We start from the raw sequence: 15,305 nt of genomic DNA, 5'->3' as shown, positions 1-15,305 counted from the left end.
CCGACCAAGCAGATGGTTCAGGCAGGGGTATCGGAGCCCAGTTCCCTCAGCCGCTTTACCGCCGTCGGCGGCATTGGCGGCGGGTTTGGCGCCTGGGACGCCTCGATAAGCAGCTGGTCGCAGGCGGCTTCCGTCTCGCCGATCAGCCGTTCCATGAATTCCTCCTTGCCCAAACCCGCCGGGATCGGCGGCAGGAAGCGCGCCTTGATCGTGCCGGGAAAGCGCAGGAATTTCCGCCGTGGCCAGTAGAGGCCGGCGACATGGGCGACCGGCACCACGGGAATGCCAAGCTGGGTATAGAGCTCGACGATACCGTACTTATAGGCCGGCTCGTCGCCCGGCGCCCGGCGCGTGCCCTCGGGATAGATGATCAGCTGGCGGGGATTGCGCGCCAGCTCCTGCCTGGTGGCGGCGACCACCGCTTTCAGCGCCTTCGAGCGGCTGCCGCGGTCGACCGGGATCATCCGCATCTTCAGGATGTACCAGCCGAAGAACGGGATCCAGGTCAGTTCCCGCTTCAGGATGTAGATCGGATCCTGCAGGAACGGGAAGAAGGCGATCGCGTCCCAGAAGGACTGGTGTTTCGGCGCCAGGATGAAGGAACCCTCGGGCAGGTTTTCCTGGCCGATGATCTCGCTTTTGGTGCCGGCGATCTTGTCATAGAGCCACATGCTGGTGTGTGACCAGAATTTCGGCACGAACCAGGCGCGGTGGCGCGGCGACAGGAAATAGTACGGGGTCCAGAGAATCATCTGGACGATCAAATTGACATAGAAGACGAAGTTGAACGCCAGCGAGCGGACATAAAGCATGCAGGAAGAGCCCGGTGAGGAGGTGTGATTGGTTACACCAAGCGCGGGCAAAAAGGAAACGGTCGATGGCCCGCGCTGACTTGGTCGACCGCTACCCGTTCGTTACGTCGCTTGCACCAGCCGTTTCTTCAGGCGTGGGGCGGCGAAGTCGAGGAACGCACGCAGTTTCAGCGGCAGCAGGCCCTGGCCGGCATGCACGAGGCTGACCGGCCATGGCTGCGGCTCGAATGCCTCCAGCACGGTGCGGAGGGTGCCGGACCGCACCGCAGCTGCGATCTGATAGGAAAGCACCCTCGTCAACCCGATGCCGGCAATCGCGGCATCGATCGCCGCTTCCGCGGTGTTGACCCGAAGCCGTGAGCGGATCGGAACGGTGAGGTCGGTCTTGCCCGTGGCAAAAGTCCATGCGGCGGGAGCGGTGAGCCCTTCGAAGGTGACGCAGGTGTGTGCCGCGAGATCTTTCGGCGTCTCCAGCGTGCCGTGCTCGGCCAGATAGTCCGGAGTCGCGCAAACAACGCGCCGAATCGAGCCGATGCGGGTGGCCACCAGGCTGGAGTCGGGAAGCTGGCCGATGCGGACGGCGAGATCGATGTGCTCCTCGGTCAACTGGGTTATCCGGTCCGCCAGCATCAGGCGGACAGCCACGTCGGGGTAGGCAGCGAGAAAGCCGGTGACGACCGGCAGCACATGCAGGCGACCAAAGACGATCGGTGCGGTGATGATCAGTTCGCCTGTCGGGATGCTGTATTCGCCGGCGGCGGTCCGCTCAGCCTCGCCGACCTCGTCGAGAATGCGACGGCAGGCAGCGAGGTAGGCGTGACCGGCGTCGGTCAGCGTCAGCTGCCGCGTCGAGCGGTTCAGGAGACGCGTCTTCAGATGCCGCTCAAGGTCGGAGACCTTGCGGCTGACCGTTGCAAGCGGGATGCCGAAACGGCGCCCGGCGCCCGACAGGCTGCCGGCCTCCACCGCGGCGACGAACAGCGACATGGCCTCGAGCCGATCCATGCTTCTCCCGAAAAATGGAAGGATAGGTTGCATATATGTCATCTGCATCCGGATGATGGAAGCATTATCTTTTGCGGGCTGTGGCTCGCAGTGCTGCCTTCAAAGGAGATTTTTCATGAATGCTCACGTCTTCACCAGCGATGTCGCCTTTACGCCAACCGTCAAGGCGATCCAGGCCCGCAAAGGCTCACGCGAGGCCTATGCCCGTGTCGAGGAGCGCGGCGGCTGGCAAGCTGATATCACCGCCGATCTCGCCGCCTTCATCGAGGCGCAGACCAGCGTCTTCCTGTCGACGGCCAATGGTGAGGGCCAGCCCTACATCCAGCATCGCGGCGGGCCGGCCGGCTTCCTCAAGGTGCTCGACGAGCGGACGATCGGCTTCGCCGATTTCTCCGGCAACAGGCAATTCATCACCCAGGGCAATCTGGACGACAACCCGCGGGCTTTCCTGTTCCTGATCGATTATACGCGTCGGCAGCGCATCAAGATCTGGGGCAGCGCGCGGGTCGTCGAGGACGCCGAACTGATGGCGAAGCTGATGCCGGAAGGCTACAAGGCGCGCCCGGAGCAGATCATCCTGTTCACGGTTTCGGCCTGGGATTCCAATTGCCCGCAGCACATTCCACAGCGTTTCGAAGCCGCCGATGTGGCGGCGGCGCTGGCCGAGCGAGACAAGCGTGTCGAAATTCTCGAACACGAGATCGCGCGCTTGCGCAGCGCCACGGTCTAATGCATGTCGCGCAAAAGCATGCCCTCAGGCCTGACCCGAGGGTGTGCAGCGGTTTTTGCGACAACGACATGCATTAAAACAAGCGCGTCGCATGAGGCCGGTCAAACGCGACGCGCTTTAGGAATAATACCGGTTTCCGATCGGCTCAGTTCGGCGCAACAGCCTCGGCTAGCGCGATGCCGGTTGGCGTTGGCTTCACCGGCACGATGCCGCGCGCCAGCGCCAGCAGATATTTGTTGTATTCGGTGAACAGCACGCGCAAGGCTCTCGGCTTGGTCAGCCAGCCGCCATTGCCAAGGTTGCTGTTGACCACCGGGTAGGGCTCGAGCTTGGCCTTGTGCAGCAGCCGGCCCATTTCCAGCAGGCTGCGCGGCATGTGATAGTTGTTGGTGACGAGGATCACGGTGCCATAGGCGTGGTCTTCCACCCACTTGGCACTTTCCTCGGCATTGCCGATCGTGTCGAGCGCGGCGCGGTCGATGTCGACGCAGCAGGAAAACAATTTCTGGTCGCCGCGGGTCGCGACCTGAAGCTGACGACGGCTGGCAGAAGGATGCACACCGCTGATCAGCAGCCGCTCGCCCTTGCCGGACGCCAGCAGGCCCATGGCGGCGTCGAGACGCAAATGGCCGCCGGTCAGCACGATGATGGCATCGGCTTTTGCCGGATTGGTGGGCGTCGCGAGACGGCTGACAGTGTTGGCGAACCAGCCAAAGCCGCCGGCAAACAGCGTTGCCAGCACGAGCAGAAAGAAAGCGGAGATGCGCAACGCGCTCGCCAATCGGCCGGGCTTGACGCGCTCGCTTGAACGCGTAATCACCAAGGGCAACTGTCCAGCCATTCCGGTCGAGTCGCGCGCGTCCATCGTCCTTATCGTTAACTCCGAAATGCGGCGTTTAGTAGGTCGGAAAGCACAAATTTCGTTACGCTAATTCTCTATCCGTGATCACCCCGCGTCCGGCTGGCGGACATCGATGTCGCTGAGATAGGTGACGACGGTGACATGGGAGGTTGCCGCCGTAAGCGCACCGATGACCAGCACCATGAGGACGACGCCGAGATAGCCCGCCGAACCGATGGCGAAATTGCCGAACAGGGCGGTCGCCTGATCGGCCTGCGGCGTCGCCATGTTTCGCGACGACCACCACGAAAAGACGATGAAGATGAACACCGCCGCCGCACCCCCGGCGGCGGCGCCCTTCATGCCGGTGACAAGAAAGTGGTGGCGGAATTCGCGCGCGATAAAGCGCGCTTCGGCGCCGACGAAATGCAGCACCTCGATGATGTGGCCGTTACCGGCCATGGCGCCGCGCGTCGCGAACACCACGGTCAGCACGGTTGCGGCCAGCATCAGCGCCAGCACGGCGATGCCGATGGTCACCGTGGTGCGGGCCATGGCGACCAGCCGGTCGACCCAGGTGCGATGGTCGTCAAGCGAGGCACTGGGCAGTTTCGGTGTGATCGCGGCGCGCATTGCGGCGAAATCGGGCGGGCTGGTCTCGTCTATGGTGACGATGATCAGACGCGGCACCGGCAGCTCGTCGATGTTGAGACCCGAACCCAGCCACGGTTCCAAAAGCCGCGCCGTGGCATCGCGGTCAACGATCCTGGCGCTCTTCACGCCAGGAAATTCGCCGGCGATCTGCGAGGCCTGGGCAAGTGCTGCCTCCATGTCGAGGCCCTCCATCGGCTTGATCTGAATCGTCGCCTCGCGCGAGATCTGGTTCTCCCAGACCGTGGCGGTGTCACGCACCAGCGTCACCGCGCCGAAGGTCAAGCAGGAGAGGAACGTCATGATGGCGATGACCAGGACCAGCGCCCGGCCGGCGATGTTCTGCGCCGGCACGATCGGCGCCATCTTGCGCTGAACGCGCTGCGTCCCAGCCCTCTCAGCGTGTTGATCTTCGCCATGGCGAGCGGACAGGTCAGTCATAGATATCCAGCCTTCCGCCGGCCAGGATCATGCGCCGCGCGTCGACCTGTTCCATCAGGCCGAGATCGTGCGTGGCGATCACCACGGCGGTGCCCAGCCGGTTAAGCTCGATGAACAGCCGCAACAGGCGTCGCGCCAGCGGCGGATCGACATTGCCGGTCGGCTCATCGGCAAGCAGGATTTCGGGCTGCTCGATCAGCGCCCTGGCGATTGCGGCGCGCTGCTTCTCGCCACCCGACAGCACCGGCGGCAGCACGTGCATGCGCTCGCCAAGGCCGACCCATTTTAAGAGCTCGGTCACGTCGGTGCGGTAGCTCGCCTCCTCGCGCCCGCGCACGCGCAGCGGCAAGGCCACATTCTCATAGGTCGTCATGTGGTCGAGCAGGCGAAAGTCCTGGAACACCACGCCGATGCGCCGCCGCAGATGCGGCAGTTCGGCGCGCGAGATGCGCGAGCGGTCCTTGCCGAAGATGGTGATCAGCCCGCGCGTCGGCTTGAGCGACATGAACAACAGCCGCAGCAGCGTCGTCTTGCCGGCGCCCGAAGGGCCGCTCAGGAACTGGAAGGAGCGCTCCGGTATGTGCAAGGAAATGTCGCGGAGGATTTCCGGACCCATGCCATAGCGGAGGCCGACATTTTCGAAGCGGATCACGTTCGACGACCTGAAACTTGCGGCGGCGGCGAGCCAGCCTTCTCTGAGAAAAGACCATCGGCCGCCATGGTTAACCGACGGTTAATTTTGGGCTTTTTTGGGCGCGTCACAAGGTTTTCCGGTGGGAAACGTTAACCATTTCCGTTTACGCAAAAGAAACGAAGAGCGAACAAGTGCGAAGTGCTGGGGCCGCGATGGCTGACGATCGAACCGCGCGCCCGGTTTCCGGCGAAATCATGACCGGCACGGCCGCCGCGCCGGAGCGCGTTATGCGTGATCCAGCCGGTGACGTCGTCGACGCCGACTACGAGGTGCTGCCGCGCCTCACCGCCAGCATTGACCCTTCACCGCCGCTTTCGCGGGTGATCGCCACGCCATCGGTCGAAGGCATGGACATGTTGCGCAAGCCCAAAGCCGCGATGGAACGGCTGCCGGCGTCGCGCGGCGGGCCGATCTTCTGGATCGCCGGCCTCAGTGCCGCGTTTGCAGCCTTCTGGGTCTCGGGCGGCCACGCGCTGGTGCGCCAGACGCCGCTTCTTTTCGCGACGCAGGAAACGGGCGCTGCACTGACCATTTCAGGTGTCAAATCGCGTATCGATGCGTCCGGGCCGCAACCCGTCCTGTTCGTCGGTGGCGAGGCCGCGAATGACGGCCCAAGCCCGTCGCCATTGCCGCCGCTGGAAATCCGGGTCACCGGCAATGATGGGCGCACAACCCGCTATACGCTGGGGACATCCGACCGGTCGCTGGCGCCCGGCGAAAGATTTGCCTTTTCCAGCCGGCTCGACGTGCCTAGAAACGGAGTGGAGGCCGTTTTGGTCACCTTCGCCGATTAGGGCGATCATTTCGGGAAAGGCAGCCAATGCCAGTCGTGCGTGGCAAGGACATCGAGGTTCTGTTTTCGGCGTCGGCGATTGCCCGCCGCAATCTGGAGCTCGCCAAGGAGATCGCCGGGCACGACTATCACGACCTTCTGGTGATTTCGGTGCTGAAAGGGTCGTTCATCTTCGCCGCCGACCTCATCCGCGCCATGCACGATGTCGGCCTGTCGCCCGAGGTCGAGTTCATCTTCATCTCCAGCTACGGCGCCGGCACCACCAGCGGCGAGGTGAGGGTGCTGCGCGATATCGACAATGAAGTCGCCGGCCGCGACGTGTTGTTGATCGACGACATCCTCGAATCCGGCAAGACGCTGTCCTTCACCCGCGACCTGATGCTGTCGCGCGGCGCCAAAAGCTGTGCCATCGCCGTGCTGCTCGACAAGCGCATGCGCCGCCAGACCGCGCTCAACGCCGACTATGTCGGCTTCGACTGCCCCGACTATTTCGTCGTCGGCTACGGCATGGATGTCGCCCACGCCTTTCGTGAACTGCCGTTCGTCGGCGTCGTCAAGGGCGACGCCTAGGGTGTGTTGATATTCAGGTGAGGCCGGCCTGCAAACAGCGCCTTCCTGCGCTTACTACAGCGCCGCGCCTTCTTGGGCGCGCAAGGACGCTGTAGAACTCTGATTTTGCGCATGATTCGCGAAATCAAATCGATTTCGAAATCATGCGCGGGCTCACGTACCCAAAAGTACGCTCCGCTCCGGTTCTCGGAAGCCGCTGTTTTCAACTCGGCCCGACCTGAATCTCAACACACCCTGGTGCTCAATCCGGAAGCTGCGATGGGCTTCGATGCGGCATGCTCCGGATTTTCTCCCTGACCGCGTTGCGGTTCAGGAAAAGTCAACTTTTCCACGCGAACATTCCGCTATGGCAAAGCTCCTGATCGTTGAGGACGATGAGTCCGTCCGCACCCTCGCCGCTCGCGCGCTCGAACGCGCCGGGCACATGATCGACATAGCCGCCGACGGCGCACAAGGGCTTGCCCTTATCCGCGCAGCACGTGGCGGCTACGACCTTGTCGTCTCGGATATCCGGATGCCGGGAATGGACGGCATCCAAATGGCCAAGGCGGCTGCATCGCTTTTCCCGGCGATGAAGATCCTGCTGATGACCGGCTATGCCGACCAGCGCGAGCGCGCCGAGGAATTGAACGGCGTCATTGTGGACGTCGTGCAGAAGCCGTTCACGCTGGCCGAAATCCGCGCGCGCGTCGAACAGGCGCTCGCCTGTTTCGCTTAAAATCCAGCGCGGTCAGGCCGGATCGCAGGTCGGTGCGATAGCCGGCGCGCTGCTCCGGCGCCGGCTGGCGTTGAGCGCGAACAGACCGGCGCCAATGATGAGGGCGGCGCCGATGACGGTCGTCGATCGCGGCACTTCGGCAAAGAACAGGAAGCCCCACAGCGGCGACCAGATGATGCCGGTGTATTCGAAGGTAGCGACGCCGTTGGCGGGCGCCAGCCGGTAGGCCTGCGACAACAGGATCATCCCGGCCGAAGCGACGACGCCGCAGGCGGCCATCGTCAGGAAGTCGATAGACGTCGGCCAGATCCATGGCCTGACCAGGAATTCGAGGCTCGGATGCGTGGCGTGAGCTATTCCTGCCAGCCAGAACAGCCCGGCAACCGCTGCAGCGCCCAGGAGATAGACGCCGTTTTGATAGAACGCCATGACTGTGGATGATTCGGTGTCGCCGATCTTGCGGGCCATCAACTGCGAAAAACCGTACAGCACCGCCGAGGCCAGCGACAGCAGCGCCGCCCAGTCGAACAGCCCGGCACCGGGTCGCAGCATCACCAGCACGCCGAGCATCCCGACCATGACGGTGACCAGCGTCTGCCACGCCACTCGTTCGCCGAGATAGGGGCCGGCAAGCGCCATGATGAACAGCGGTGCCATGAAATAGAGTGCCACCGCGTCGGCAAGCGGCAGGGCGGCGATCGCCAGGTAGTAGACTGTGTAGGAGGTGAACAGGATCAGGGCGCGCATCGTCAGCATGCGAAACCGCTTCGAAAAGATCGCCTTAAGGCCGACATCGGCATGAACCAGCACGAGAAGAATGGGCAGGGCGACGATCGAGCGGATCGCCATCACCTCGGTTACCGGATAGGTGCCCGATACGGCCTTGATCAGCGGATCCTGGAGCGAGAACACCAGAACGCCGAGGCAAAGGCTTGCCATGCCGAGGACGATCCGGTTCTGCATGTCGTTAGACGGCTCCTTGCGTGCGCGGCCCGAGAGCCGGGCCTGCGTAATTTTGCTTTATGCATATCGCCCAAAACCGCTGCGCACCCTCGGGTCAGGCCCTGGGTCATGCCCGAGGGCATGCTTTTGGGCGATATGCATCAAAAAGAACCCGCCACCGTTTCGGGCAGCGGGTACGAGTGAGGACTTCGATTGGTCCGCAGCCGATTTCGCAGCCGCATATCCAATGGGTGAAGCGACTATTATCCGCCGTTTGACATGTTGCAAACGAATTGGAATGATGCCAGCAATCAGATTTTCTTATGGCGGACAAATGAAGCCCACGCTCGACAGCGATCTGCTGCGCACCTTCGTCGCGGTCGCTGACGCCGGCAATTTCACCAAGGCTGCGGTGCAGGCCGGCCGTACCCAGTCGGCGGTTTCGATGCAGATGAAGAAGCTCGAAGATATGGTCGGCGACAGCCTGTTCGAGCGCGGCTCGCGTGGCGTGGCGCTGACGCGCCGCGGCGGCGAACTCATCGTCAACGCCCGCCGGATCGTGTCGCTGCTGGACGAGACGGCGGCATCGATGGTCGCGGCGCCGCTTGGCGGACCGGTGCGCATCGGCATTCCGGAGGAATATGGCCATGCGATCCTGTCGCGCGCGCTCGGCGCCTTTGCCAAGCGCCATCCTCAGGTCGACATCACCGTCCGCTACGCGCAATCCGGTGCGCAGATCGCGGCGCTCGCCGCCGGCGAGCTCGACCTGGCGGTGGTGTTCGAATGGCAGAACCTCTCCGGCGGTGAGGTGCTGATGCATGACCCGACCGTGTGGGTGACGTCGGAGCTGCATAATATGCATGAGGAGCGGCCGGTGCCGATCGCGCTCTACAACCGCGCCGGCTGGTGCAAGGATTTCGCGATCAAGTCGCTGGAACAGCGCGGTCTCGCCTATCGGGTCGCCTTTACCAGCGATACCAATGGCGGCCTGCGGCTCGCCGTCACCTCCGGGCTGGCGATTGCGCCGATCTCACGCAGCAACATCCCGGCCGGCTGCCGCGAACTTACCGCCGCCGACGGGTTCGGCGACATCGATTCCTCCAACGTGGTCCTGCGGCGCAATCCGAACGCGTCCGGCGAGGCCATCGACGGCATGGAAGAGGCGATCCGCGAGGCGTTCACCAACCGCTAATGATGTTGCGCAAAAGCGCGCAGCGGTTTTGTGATAGCGACATGGAAAAAAGAACTTAAAGCGCGTCGCATGAATCCGTTCAAATGCGACGCGCTTTAAAGCAGGGCAGCTTTACTTCAGCTCCAGCAGCCGCTCCAGATAGCTGCGCTCGATGTCGGGGCTGAGCGCATTGCCGAGCCGCTTGCGGATCGCTTCGAGGATCTGGCGGGCGCGCTGCACGTCGATCTCGTCCGGCACCTTCACCGACTCGCCGAAATCGGGACCGTCGGTGGCGCGTGGGCGGCCGAGCGGATCGCGGTCGGCATTCTGCTGGCGGCCGCCGCGCTGGCCGTCGCCCTCGTCGCCCTGCATGGCCTGCAATTGCTTCATCATGTCCTTGGCGCCCTTGCGCAACGCTTCCAGCGCGCGGCCCTGGTGACCGACGGCCTGGTCGCCATCGCTGTCGCCAAGCGCCTGTTCGGCATTGCCCATGGATTTGCCGGCCTCGCCAAATCCTTCATTGGGCTCGAGACCCATGCCTTCGAGGCCTTTCCTCAGCTGGTCGAGCTCGCTTTGCAGCTTACCCTGGCCTTCCTGCAACTGCTTTAGCGCGTCGGCGAATTCCTGCGGCGTCATCGGCTTCGACCGGCCGAGCGGATCGCGGTCTTCACCTGGGCCGGGCTGCTCGCCCTGTTCGCCCATTTGGCCCTGCTCACCGTTCTCGCCGAGCTGCTCGTCGCGATTCTGCCCGCGCTGTTGCTGGCCGCGCTGCATCTGGTCCATGCGGAAGGTTTCGTTCATCATCTCCTGCTGGCGCCGCATGATCTCGCCGAGCTTGTCCATCTGCTGGCGCATTTCGCTGTTCTGCTGGCCGCCCTGCTGCTGACGTCCGGCCTGCAGATTGTTCATCATGTCCTGCAGTTGCGAAAGCAATTGCTGCGCGCTGTCGCGATCGCCTGATTTCGCCAGGTTTTCGATCTGGTCCATCATCCGTTCGATGTCGCTCTGGCGCAGTTCCTGGCCGTTCTGCTGCATCTGCGGCGCGTTCGGATTCTGCTGCGCACGCTGGGCGAATTCCTGCAGGAACTGGTTCATCGCCTCGCGCAGTTCCTTCATCGCCTTGTCGATTTCCTCGTCGCTGGCGCCGTTCTTGATCGCGTCCTGCAGGGCCTGCTGCGCCTGGCGCAGCCGCCGCTCGGCCTCCGAAAGATTGCCTTCCTCGATGCCGAGCGCGATCTCCCAGAGGTAGGCGACCTCGTCGCGCAACTTGTCGTCGTTGTCGGCCATCTTCAACCGGGTGCGGGCGCTCATGATGGCGAGGTAATGCGCCATGTTGTCGAACGTATCTTCGGGCCTGAGCGTGATCGCGTCCATCAGGTCGAGCACGCGGCTCTTGGCGTTGGCGTCGAGCGCCAGCACGCGGCGCTGCTCGATCACGGCCCTGGCCAGCGGGTTGGAGAAAGGCCGCTCCGGCATCACCAGGGTCTTGGTTTCGCTGGTTGCCGTATGTCCGGCATCGTCGGTAGCGACAAGCCTCAGCTTGATGTCGCCGCCGGCCCAGACGTGCTCGGTCAGGTCCTTCGTGGTCTTGGCGGCATTGCCCTTGGCGCCGCGGCGCGGCAGCGACAGCGGCATTTCGGGCGGGCCATAGAGCGGATGCGCATTCGGCGCCGGTGAGTCGGCCAATACGAAATCCGCCTTGGCGGAGGCCGCGCCATAGTCGTCGTCGATCTGGTAGTTGAGCTCGAAGGAGCCGTTGACGGCGCGTTTCGGCTCGCCGACGAAGCGGATCTGCGGCGGCTTGTCCGGGATCACCGCGAAGGCCCAGCTGCCGAGTTCGTCGCCGCCCGAGTTCAGCGTCAGCGTGCCGTTGGCCGTCAGCTTTCCGGTGAACTGGCGCACCGTGGAGGGGGTTGCTGCAGCCGGCTTGACCGCAGCCGACTTGCCCACAGCCGACTTGGCCGCGTCGGGCTGCTGCGCGGCCGGCTCGATGGTGCGGGCGTTGCCGTCGGCGTCGGCAAAGCTCAGTGTTTCCTCGCCCGAACCGCCGGTGACGCGCAGCGACACATCGCTGCCTGCCGGAACGGTGAAGGTGGACGGCGCCTGATTGCCATTGCTGGCGAGGGCCGGGTTGGCGGAGGCTGGGGAAGTGAGGAAGACCGGTGCCCTGCCGGTGTAGGCCGGCGGCGTCACCCAGGCGTCGATGCGCGGCGGCACCGCGTCGCGCGCCGCGTGGGCACTGAACCCGTCCGCTATGCGGCCGCCCGACGGCCCGAACGAGAAGGCGAAAGCGGTGACCAACACAAGCGCCGCCACAGCGCGCAGCCCCCATGGGTCTCGCTCCGGCACCCGGGTGCGCGGCAGGTCGCCACCGAGGTTGCCGAGTTTTTCGGCCATGCGTTTCTGGTGCTCGCGCCATAGCGCTTGCGAAAAAATGCTTTCCCTGCCGCTCGGCCGGTCCGTCTGCACCAGCACCGGACTGTGCAGCAATAGGTTGGCCGCCTCGATGCGCTGGTCGATCTCGGCACTGGACGGCACCCGGAAGAAACGCAAGGGATAGAGCGCCGCAAGGGCTGCGATGCCGAACGCTGCCATGAGGCCGACGCGCGCGGTGTCGGGCAGCAGGAGGAAGAGGCCGAGCCACGAGACGCTGAGGAACAGGCTGGCGACGATGACGAGCGGAAGCAGCAACGGCCAGCCACGCTCGACCGTCATCGAGACCCGCGTCGCCAGCCGGCTCAGGGCAAGGCGCCCGGCCAGGCTGCGATCGCTGGTGAAGGTGGGTCGTTGCGTCATCGGCCCTTCCTGTTCGGGCGGGATAACCCGAACCTCGCAAATCTATCGCACCGGCCCGAGAATCGGATGCGAAGGACTCAAAATCTTAGATGCACGTCGCACCAAACATACCAAGAAACACGGCGAAGGCGAGGCAGTTCCCTAAAACGTGAACAAGCGTGTCCCCGTTATCGTCAGAATCTAGCCGGATTGGCGTTTGCACCGCAGACCAGCACGGCGACACGCTCGCCCGCAGCCGGCGCGTAGCGGCCGGACAAGAGCGCCGAGAAGGCCGCGGCGCCACCCGGCTCGGAGATGATTCGCACCCGGTCCCAAAGCGCCGCCTGCGCGGCGATGATCTCGTCGTCGCTGACCAGTATGGAACGCTCGACGAAGGCCTCGGCAATCGGAAACATCATTTCGCCGACGCGCTTCGGCGCCAGCGAATCGGCGGCGATGCCCTCTGTCGGCGCATCGACGGGCCGGCCGGCCTCGAAGGCGCGATGAAGCGTCGGCGCGCCCTCGGGCTCGACGGCGATGATCCTGATGCGGCCGGCAAACCAGGCGGCGATGCCGCCGATCAGGCCGCCGCCGCCGACGGCGACCAGCAGCGTGTCGAGCTCAGGCAGGTCGGCCTCGATCTCGAGGCCAAGCGTGCCTTGCCCGACCAGCGTTTCCTTCTGGTTGAAAGCGTGGATCTGCAGCGCGCCGGACCTTTCGGCAAAGTCTTCGCTGGCGGCCAGCGCCTCGGCATAGCGCGCGCCGCCGACGACCAGCTCGGCGCCGTAGCCGCGAATGCGTTCCAGCTTGGCCGGCGGGCTCACTTCGGGAACGAAGATGGTCGCCTTGTGGCCAAGTCGCATGGCGGCGTAGGCGACCGCGGCACCATGATTGCCGCCCGATGCCGCGACGACGCCGGCCGCGGGAACCCGCCGCTCGAGAAGATTGGTGAACGCGCCGCGCGCCTTAAACGAGCCGGAATGCTGCAGGCATTCGAGCTTCAGGTCGACGCCAAGAGGCGGACGGCCAAAATCGGCCATGTCGACGCCCAGCACCGGCGTGTGGCGCACGAACGGCCGGATGCGCGGTTCCATTGCGGCGATACGTTCGCGGGTGATGCTATTGCCGTTCAGCATGGTCTGCTCCCAAGGGTTGACATCACTTAGTAACTTAGCAAAATGGCTAAATGCAAGAGGTTGATGTCTTCAAGGCGATCGCCAACGAGCGCAGGCTGCAAATCCTCGATTGGCTGAAGGACCCGCGCGCGCATTTCCCATGCCAGGCGGATGGCGATCTGGTCGAGGACGGGGTCTGCGCGCTGCTGATTGCGGAAAAGCTGGGGATCACCCAGGCGACGCTCAGCGAGCACATGCGGGTGCTGACCCAGGCCGGCCTTTTGCGCAGCAAACGCATCAAGCAGTGGACATTTTATCGCCGCGACGAGGGCAGGATTGCCGAGACCAGGGCGCGGATCCAGCACCGGCTGTAGCTTCAACCCCGGCAGTGACGCTGCAAGCGCTCTATTCCAACCAATTAGGCAGCGAATCCAGCCCGATCAGCTCGTCATAGGTCTGCCGCGGGCGCACGACGTGAAAACGGTCACCGTCGACCAGCACTTCGGGCACCAGCGGCCTGGTGTTGTAGGTGCCGGCCTGCACCGCGCCATAGGCGCCGGCGGTGGCGATGGCGATCAGGTCGCCGGCCTTGAGCCGCGGCAGGTCGCGGTCGAGGCCAAGATAATCGCCGGTCTCGCAGACCGGGCCGACGACGTCCACCGTCATGCGCGGTGCTGCCGCCGGCTGCTGCACCACCGGCTTGATCTCATGGAAGGCGTCGTAAAGCGTCGGCCGGATCAGATCGTTCATCGCGGCGTCGACGACCAGGAAGTTCTTGGCGTCGCCCTCCTTCACGAAGATCACTTGAGAGACGAGGATGCCGGCATTGCCTGATATCAGCCGGCCCGGCTCGAACATCACCTTCAGCCCGAGCTTGGTGACGTGCTTCCTGACGATCTGGGCATAAGCGTCCGGCAAGGGGGGTGGGCTGTTGTCGACGCGGTAGGGAATGCCGAGGCCGCCGCCGAGATCGATGTGCTCGATTGCGTGCCCGTCGGCACGCAGCACACCGACCAGCTCCACCAGCAGCGCGAAGGCGTCATCGAAGGGCTGCAATTCGGTGATCTGGCTGCCGATATGGGTGTCGATGCCGGTGACCTTGATGCCAGGCAGTTCGGCTGCGCGGGCATAGACCTTTCGCGCCTTCTGCCAGGGGATGCCGAACTTGTTCTCGGCCCTGCCGGTGGAGATCTTCTTGTGGGTCTTGGCATCGACATCGGGATTGATGCGCAGCGAGACCGACGCCACCTTGCCCAGTGCCGTGGCGCGGGCCGACAGCAATTCAAGTTCCGGCTCTGATTCGACGTTGAAGCACAGAATGCCGGCCGAGAGCGCAAAATCCATTTCGCACGCCGTCTTGCCGACGCCCGAAAACAGGATCTTGCTGGCTGGAATGCCGGCGGCCAGCGCGCGGCGCAATTCGCCTTCCGAGACCACGTCGGCGCCGGCGCCGAGCTTGGCCAGGATTTTTAGCACAGCCTGGTTGGAATTCGCCTTCATCGCGTAGCAGACCAGCGCGTCGAGCCCGGAAAAGGCCTGCGCAAACACGCGGAAATGCCTGGTCAGGGTCGCCGTCGAATAGCAATAGAACGGCGTGCCCACGCTTGCAGCGATCTCTGATATCGCCACGTCCTCGGCATGCAGCATGCCGTCGCGGTAGTCGAAATGGTTCACAAGAGTGGTTCCGGAAGTTGGAGCACGATGAGATCGACCGATCTCATCGGCTCTAGATCAGCGGGTCGAGAATGAACTTCTTGTCCTTGACCGGTTTTTCCGGCTCCGGCGGCACGGGCTGCTCGGCCTTTTGCGCGTCCTTGCGCGCCTGCACGGCCGCCTCATAGGGCGTGTCAAGGCCGGCTTTCCTGCCGCAGGCCGTTACGGTTGCCAGCACCGCCAGCAGCGTCAGCGTCACCAAAATCCTGCTTGCGGTCATCGATCCATCCGTCTGAAACTTTTGCCCGCCGCTTTTAGCCGAGTTTTTCTGGCATTGCACCAAAGTGTGGTGGATTTGAAGTTCCTGCCATTGATGGCATTCGCGTTGAGGAAC

16 protein-coding genes are annotated in these 15,305 nt (G+C 63.9%); 6 read left to right on the top strand and 10 right to left on the bottom strand.

Going from position 1 to position 15,305, the window contains the following annotated elements; translation table 11 throughout:
• Nucleotides 1-17 precede the first annotated feature (17 nt).
• Together NMG70_RS32200 and NMG70_RS32195 are read right to left on the bottom strand one after the other, a co-directional pair.
• Nucleotides 18-812 (bottom strand): lysophospholipid acyltransferase family protein, encoded by a 795-nt coding sequence (locus NMG70_RS32200; protein ID WP_254028212.1) that lies wholly within the window; start codon nt 810-812, stop codon nt 18-20.
• A 102-nt stretch (nt 813-914) separates the two neighbouring features.
• Nucleotides 915-1,817, bottom strand: coding sequence for a LysR family transcriptional regulator (locus NMG70_RS32195; RefSeq protein ID WP_254028211.1), 903 nt, complete (start codon nt 1,815-1,817; stop codon nt 915-917).
• Between the two features lie 115 nt (nt 1,818-1,932).
• Between NMG70_RS32195 and NMG70_RS32190 the strand changes: the two genes are divergently transcribed.
• The gene (locus NMG70_RS32190; protein ID WP_254028210.1) at nt 1,933-2,547 is read left to right on the top strand and encodes a pyridoxamine 5'-phosphate oxidase family protein; all 615 of its coding nucleotides are present in this window, start codon (nt 1,933-1,935) and stop codon (nt 2,545-2,547) included.
• Between the two features lie 145 nt (nt 2,548-2,692).
• Here NMG70_RS32190 and NMG70_RS32185 read toward each other — a convergent pair whose 3' ends face one another.
• The 3 genes from NMG70_RS32185 to ftsE form a co-directional block, all read right to left on the bottom strand.
• A complete protein-coding gene (locus tag NMG70_RS32185; protein ID WP_254028209.1) occupies nt 2,693-3,412 on the bottom strand; it encodes a YdcF family protein in 720 nt (239 codons plus the stop codon).
• A gap of 81 nt (nt 3,413-3,493) precedes the next feature.
• Nucleotides 3,494-4,480: a cell division protein FtsX gene (locus tag NMG70_RS32180; protein ID WP_254028208.1), complete on the bottom strand. Its 987-nt coding sequence runs from the start codon at nt 4,478-4,480 to the stop codon at nt 3,494-3,496.
• Nucleotides 4,473-5,132 (bottom strand): cell division ATP-binding protein FtsE, encoded by a 660-nt coding sequence (gene ftsE, locus NMG70_RS32175; protein WP_027023302.1) that lies wholly within the window; start codon nt 5,130-5,132, stop codon nt 4,473-4,475. Before ftsE ends, NMG70_RS32180 begins: the two co-directional genes overlap by 8 nt.
• A gap of 194 nt (nt 5,133-5,326) precedes the next feature.
• Here ftsE and NMG70_RS32170 point away from each other — a divergent pair, with 194 nt between their 5' ends.
• The 3 genes from NMG70_RS32170 to NMG70_RS32160 all read left to right on the top strand — a co-directional run bounded on the left by NMG70_RS32170 (nt 5,327) and on the right by NMG70_RS32160 (nt 7,255).
• Nucleotides 5,327-5,968, top strand: a complete 642-nt coding sequence (locus NMG70_RS32170; RefSeq protein WP_254028207.1) for a hypothetical protein — start codon at nt 5,327-5,329, stop codon at nt 5,966-5,968.
• A gap of 26 nt (nt 5,969-5,994) precedes the next feature.
• Nucleotides 5,995-6,537: a hypoxanthine phosphoribosyltransferase gene (gene hpt / locus NMG70_RS32165; protein ID WP_027153387.1), complete on the top strand. Its 543-nt coding sequence runs from the start codon at nt 5,995-5,997 to the stop codon at nt 6,535-6,537.
• Between the two features lie 346 nt (nt 6,538-6,883).
• Nucleotides 6,884-7,255, top strand: coding sequence for a response regulator (locus NMG70_RS32160; protein WP_236385137.1), 372 nt, complete (start codon nt 6,884-6,886; stop codon nt 7,253-7,255).
• 12 nt (nt 7,256-7,267) lie between these two features.
• On the opposite strand, the gene NMG70_RS32155 is transcribed toward NMG70_RS32160, so the two are convergent.
• Nucleotides 7,268-8,218 (bottom strand): DMT family transporter, encoded by a 951-nt coding sequence (locus NMG70_RS32155; protein WP_254028206.1) that lies wholly within the window; start codon nt 8,216-8,218, stop codon nt 7,268-7,270.
• Nucleotides 8,219-8,531: 313 nt separating this feature from the next.
• On the opposite strand from NMG70_RS32155, the gene NMG70_RS32150 reads away from it, so the two are divergent.
• The gene (locus tag NMG70_RS32150) at nt 8,532-9,389 is read left to right on the top strand and encodes a LysR family transcriptional regulator (protein WP_254028205.1); all 858 of its coding nucleotides are present in this window, start codon (nt 8,532-8,534) and stop codon (nt 9,387-9,389) included.
• Between the two features lie 111 nt (nt 9,390-9,500).
• On the opposite strand, the gene NMG70_RS32145 is transcribed toward NMG70_RS32150, so the two are convergent.
• Together NMG70_RS32145 and NMG70_RS32140 are read right to left on the bottom strand one after the other, a co-directional pair.
• The gene (locus NMG70_RS32145; protein WP_254028204.1) at nt 9,501-12,164 is read right to left on the bottom strand and encodes a TIGR02302 family protein; all 2,664 of its coding nucleotides are present in this window, start codon (nt 12,162-12,164) and stop codon (nt 9,501-9,503) included.
• A gap of 173 nt (nt 12,165-12,337) precedes the next feature.
• Nucleotides 12,338-13,279: a threonine/serine dehydratase gene (locus NMG70_RS32140; protein ID WP_254028203.1), complete on the bottom strand. Its 942-nt coding sequence runs from the start codon at nt 13,277-13,279 to the stop codon at nt 12,338-12,340.
• A 50-nt stretch (nt 13,280-13,329) separates the two neighbouring features.
• Between NMG70_RS32140 and NMG70_RS32135 the strand changes: the two genes are divergently transcribed.
• Nucleotides 13,330-13,632 (top strand): ArsR/SmtB family transcription factor, encoded by a 303-nt coding sequence (locus NMG70_RS32135; protein WP_254028202.1) that lies wholly within the window; start codon nt 13,330-13,332, stop codon nt 13,630-13,632.
• Between the two features lie 31 nt (nt 13,633-13,663).
• Here NMG70_RS32135 and lysA read toward each other — a convergent pair whose 3' ends face one another.
• Together lysA and NMG70_RS32125 are read right to left on the bottom strand one after the other, a co-directional pair.
• Nucleotides 13,664-14,932 (bottom strand): diaminopimelate decarboxylase, encoded by a 1,269-nt coding sequence (lysA, locus tag NMG70_RS32130; protein WP_254028201.1) that lies wholly within the window; start codon nt 14,930-14,932, stop codon nt 13,664-13,666.
• 52 nt (nt 14,933-14,984) lie between these two features.
• Entirely contained in the window at nt 14,985-15,191 is a 207-nt protein-coding gene (locus tag NMG70_RS32125) for a hypothetical protein (protein ID WP_254028200.1), read from the bottom strand.
• Between the last annotated feature and the right edge of the window lie 114 nt (nt 15,192-15,305).

It is taken from the genome of Mesorhizobium ventifaucium, from assembly GCF_935822925.1.
Taxonomy (GTDB): Bacteria; Pseudomonadota; Alphaproteobacteria; order Rhizobiales; family Rhizobiaceae; genus Mesorhizobium; species Mesorhizobium ventifaucium.
Note: the sequence above shows the minus strand (reverse complement) of the source record. Positions and strands in the feature narration are given on the sequence as shown.

Excerpts from the sequence above, each read along its gene's own strand:
- NMG70_RS32195 (WP_254028211.1), bottom strand. The coding sequence starts at position 1,817 with ATGGATCGGCTCGAGGCCATGTCGCTGTTCGTCGCCGCGGTGGAGGCC.
- NMG70_RS32190 (WP_254028210.1), top strand. The coding sequence starts at position 1,933 with ATGAATGCTCACGTCTTCACCAGCGATGTCGCCTTTACGCCAACCGTC.
- NMG70_RS32200 (WP_254028212.1), bottom strand. The coding sequence starts at position 812 with ATGCTTTATGTCCGCTCGCTGGCGTTCAACTTCGTCTTCTATGTCAAT.
- hpt (WP_027153387.1), top strand. The coding sequence starts at position 5,995 with ATGCCAGTCGTGCGTGGCAAGGACATCGAGGTTCTGTTTTCGGCGTCG.
- NMG70_RS32170 (WP_254028207.1), top strand. The coding sequence starts at position 5,327 with ATGGCTGACGATCGAACCGCGCGCCCGGTTTCCGGCGAAATCATGACC.
- NMG70_RS32145 (WP_254028204.1), bottom strand. The coding sequence starts at position 12,164 with ATGACGCAACGACCCACCTTCACCAGCGATCGCAGCCTGGCCGGGCGC.
- NMG70_RS32155 (WP_254028206.1), bottom strand. The coding sequence starts at position 8,218 with ATGCAGAACCGGATCGTCCTCGGCATGGCAAGCCTTTGCCTCGGCGTT.
- NMG70_RS32180 (WP_254028208.1), bottom strand. The coding sequence starts at position 4,480 with ATGACTGACCTGTCCGCTCGCCATGGCGAAGATCAACACGCTGAGAGG.
- NMG70_RS32150 (WP_254028205.1), top strand. The coding sequence starts at position 8,532 with ATGAAGCCCACGCTCGACAGCGATCTGCTGCGCACCTTCGTCGCGGTC.
- NMG70_RS32160 (WP_236385137.1), top strand. The coding sequence starts at position 6,884 with ATGGCAAAGCTCCTGATCGTTGAGGACGATGAGTCCGTCCGCACCCTC.
- NMG70_RS32140 (WP_254028203.1), bottom strand. The coding sequence starts at position 13,279 with ATGCTGAACGGCAATAGCATCACCCGCGAACGTATCGCCGCAATGGAA.
- NMG70_RS32135 (WP_254028202.1), top strand. The coding sequence starts at position 13,330 with ATGCAAGAGGTTGATGTCTTCAAGGCGATCGCCAACGAGCGCAGGCTG.
- NMG70_RS32125 (WP_254028200.1), bottom strand. The coding sequence starts at position 15,191 with ATGACCGCAAGCAGGATTTTGGTGACGCTGACGCTGCTGGCGGTGCTG.
- NMG70_RS32185 (WP_254028209.1), bottom strand. The coding sequence starts at position 3,412 with ATGGACGCGCGCGACTCGACCGGAATGGCTGGACAGTTGCCCTTGGTG.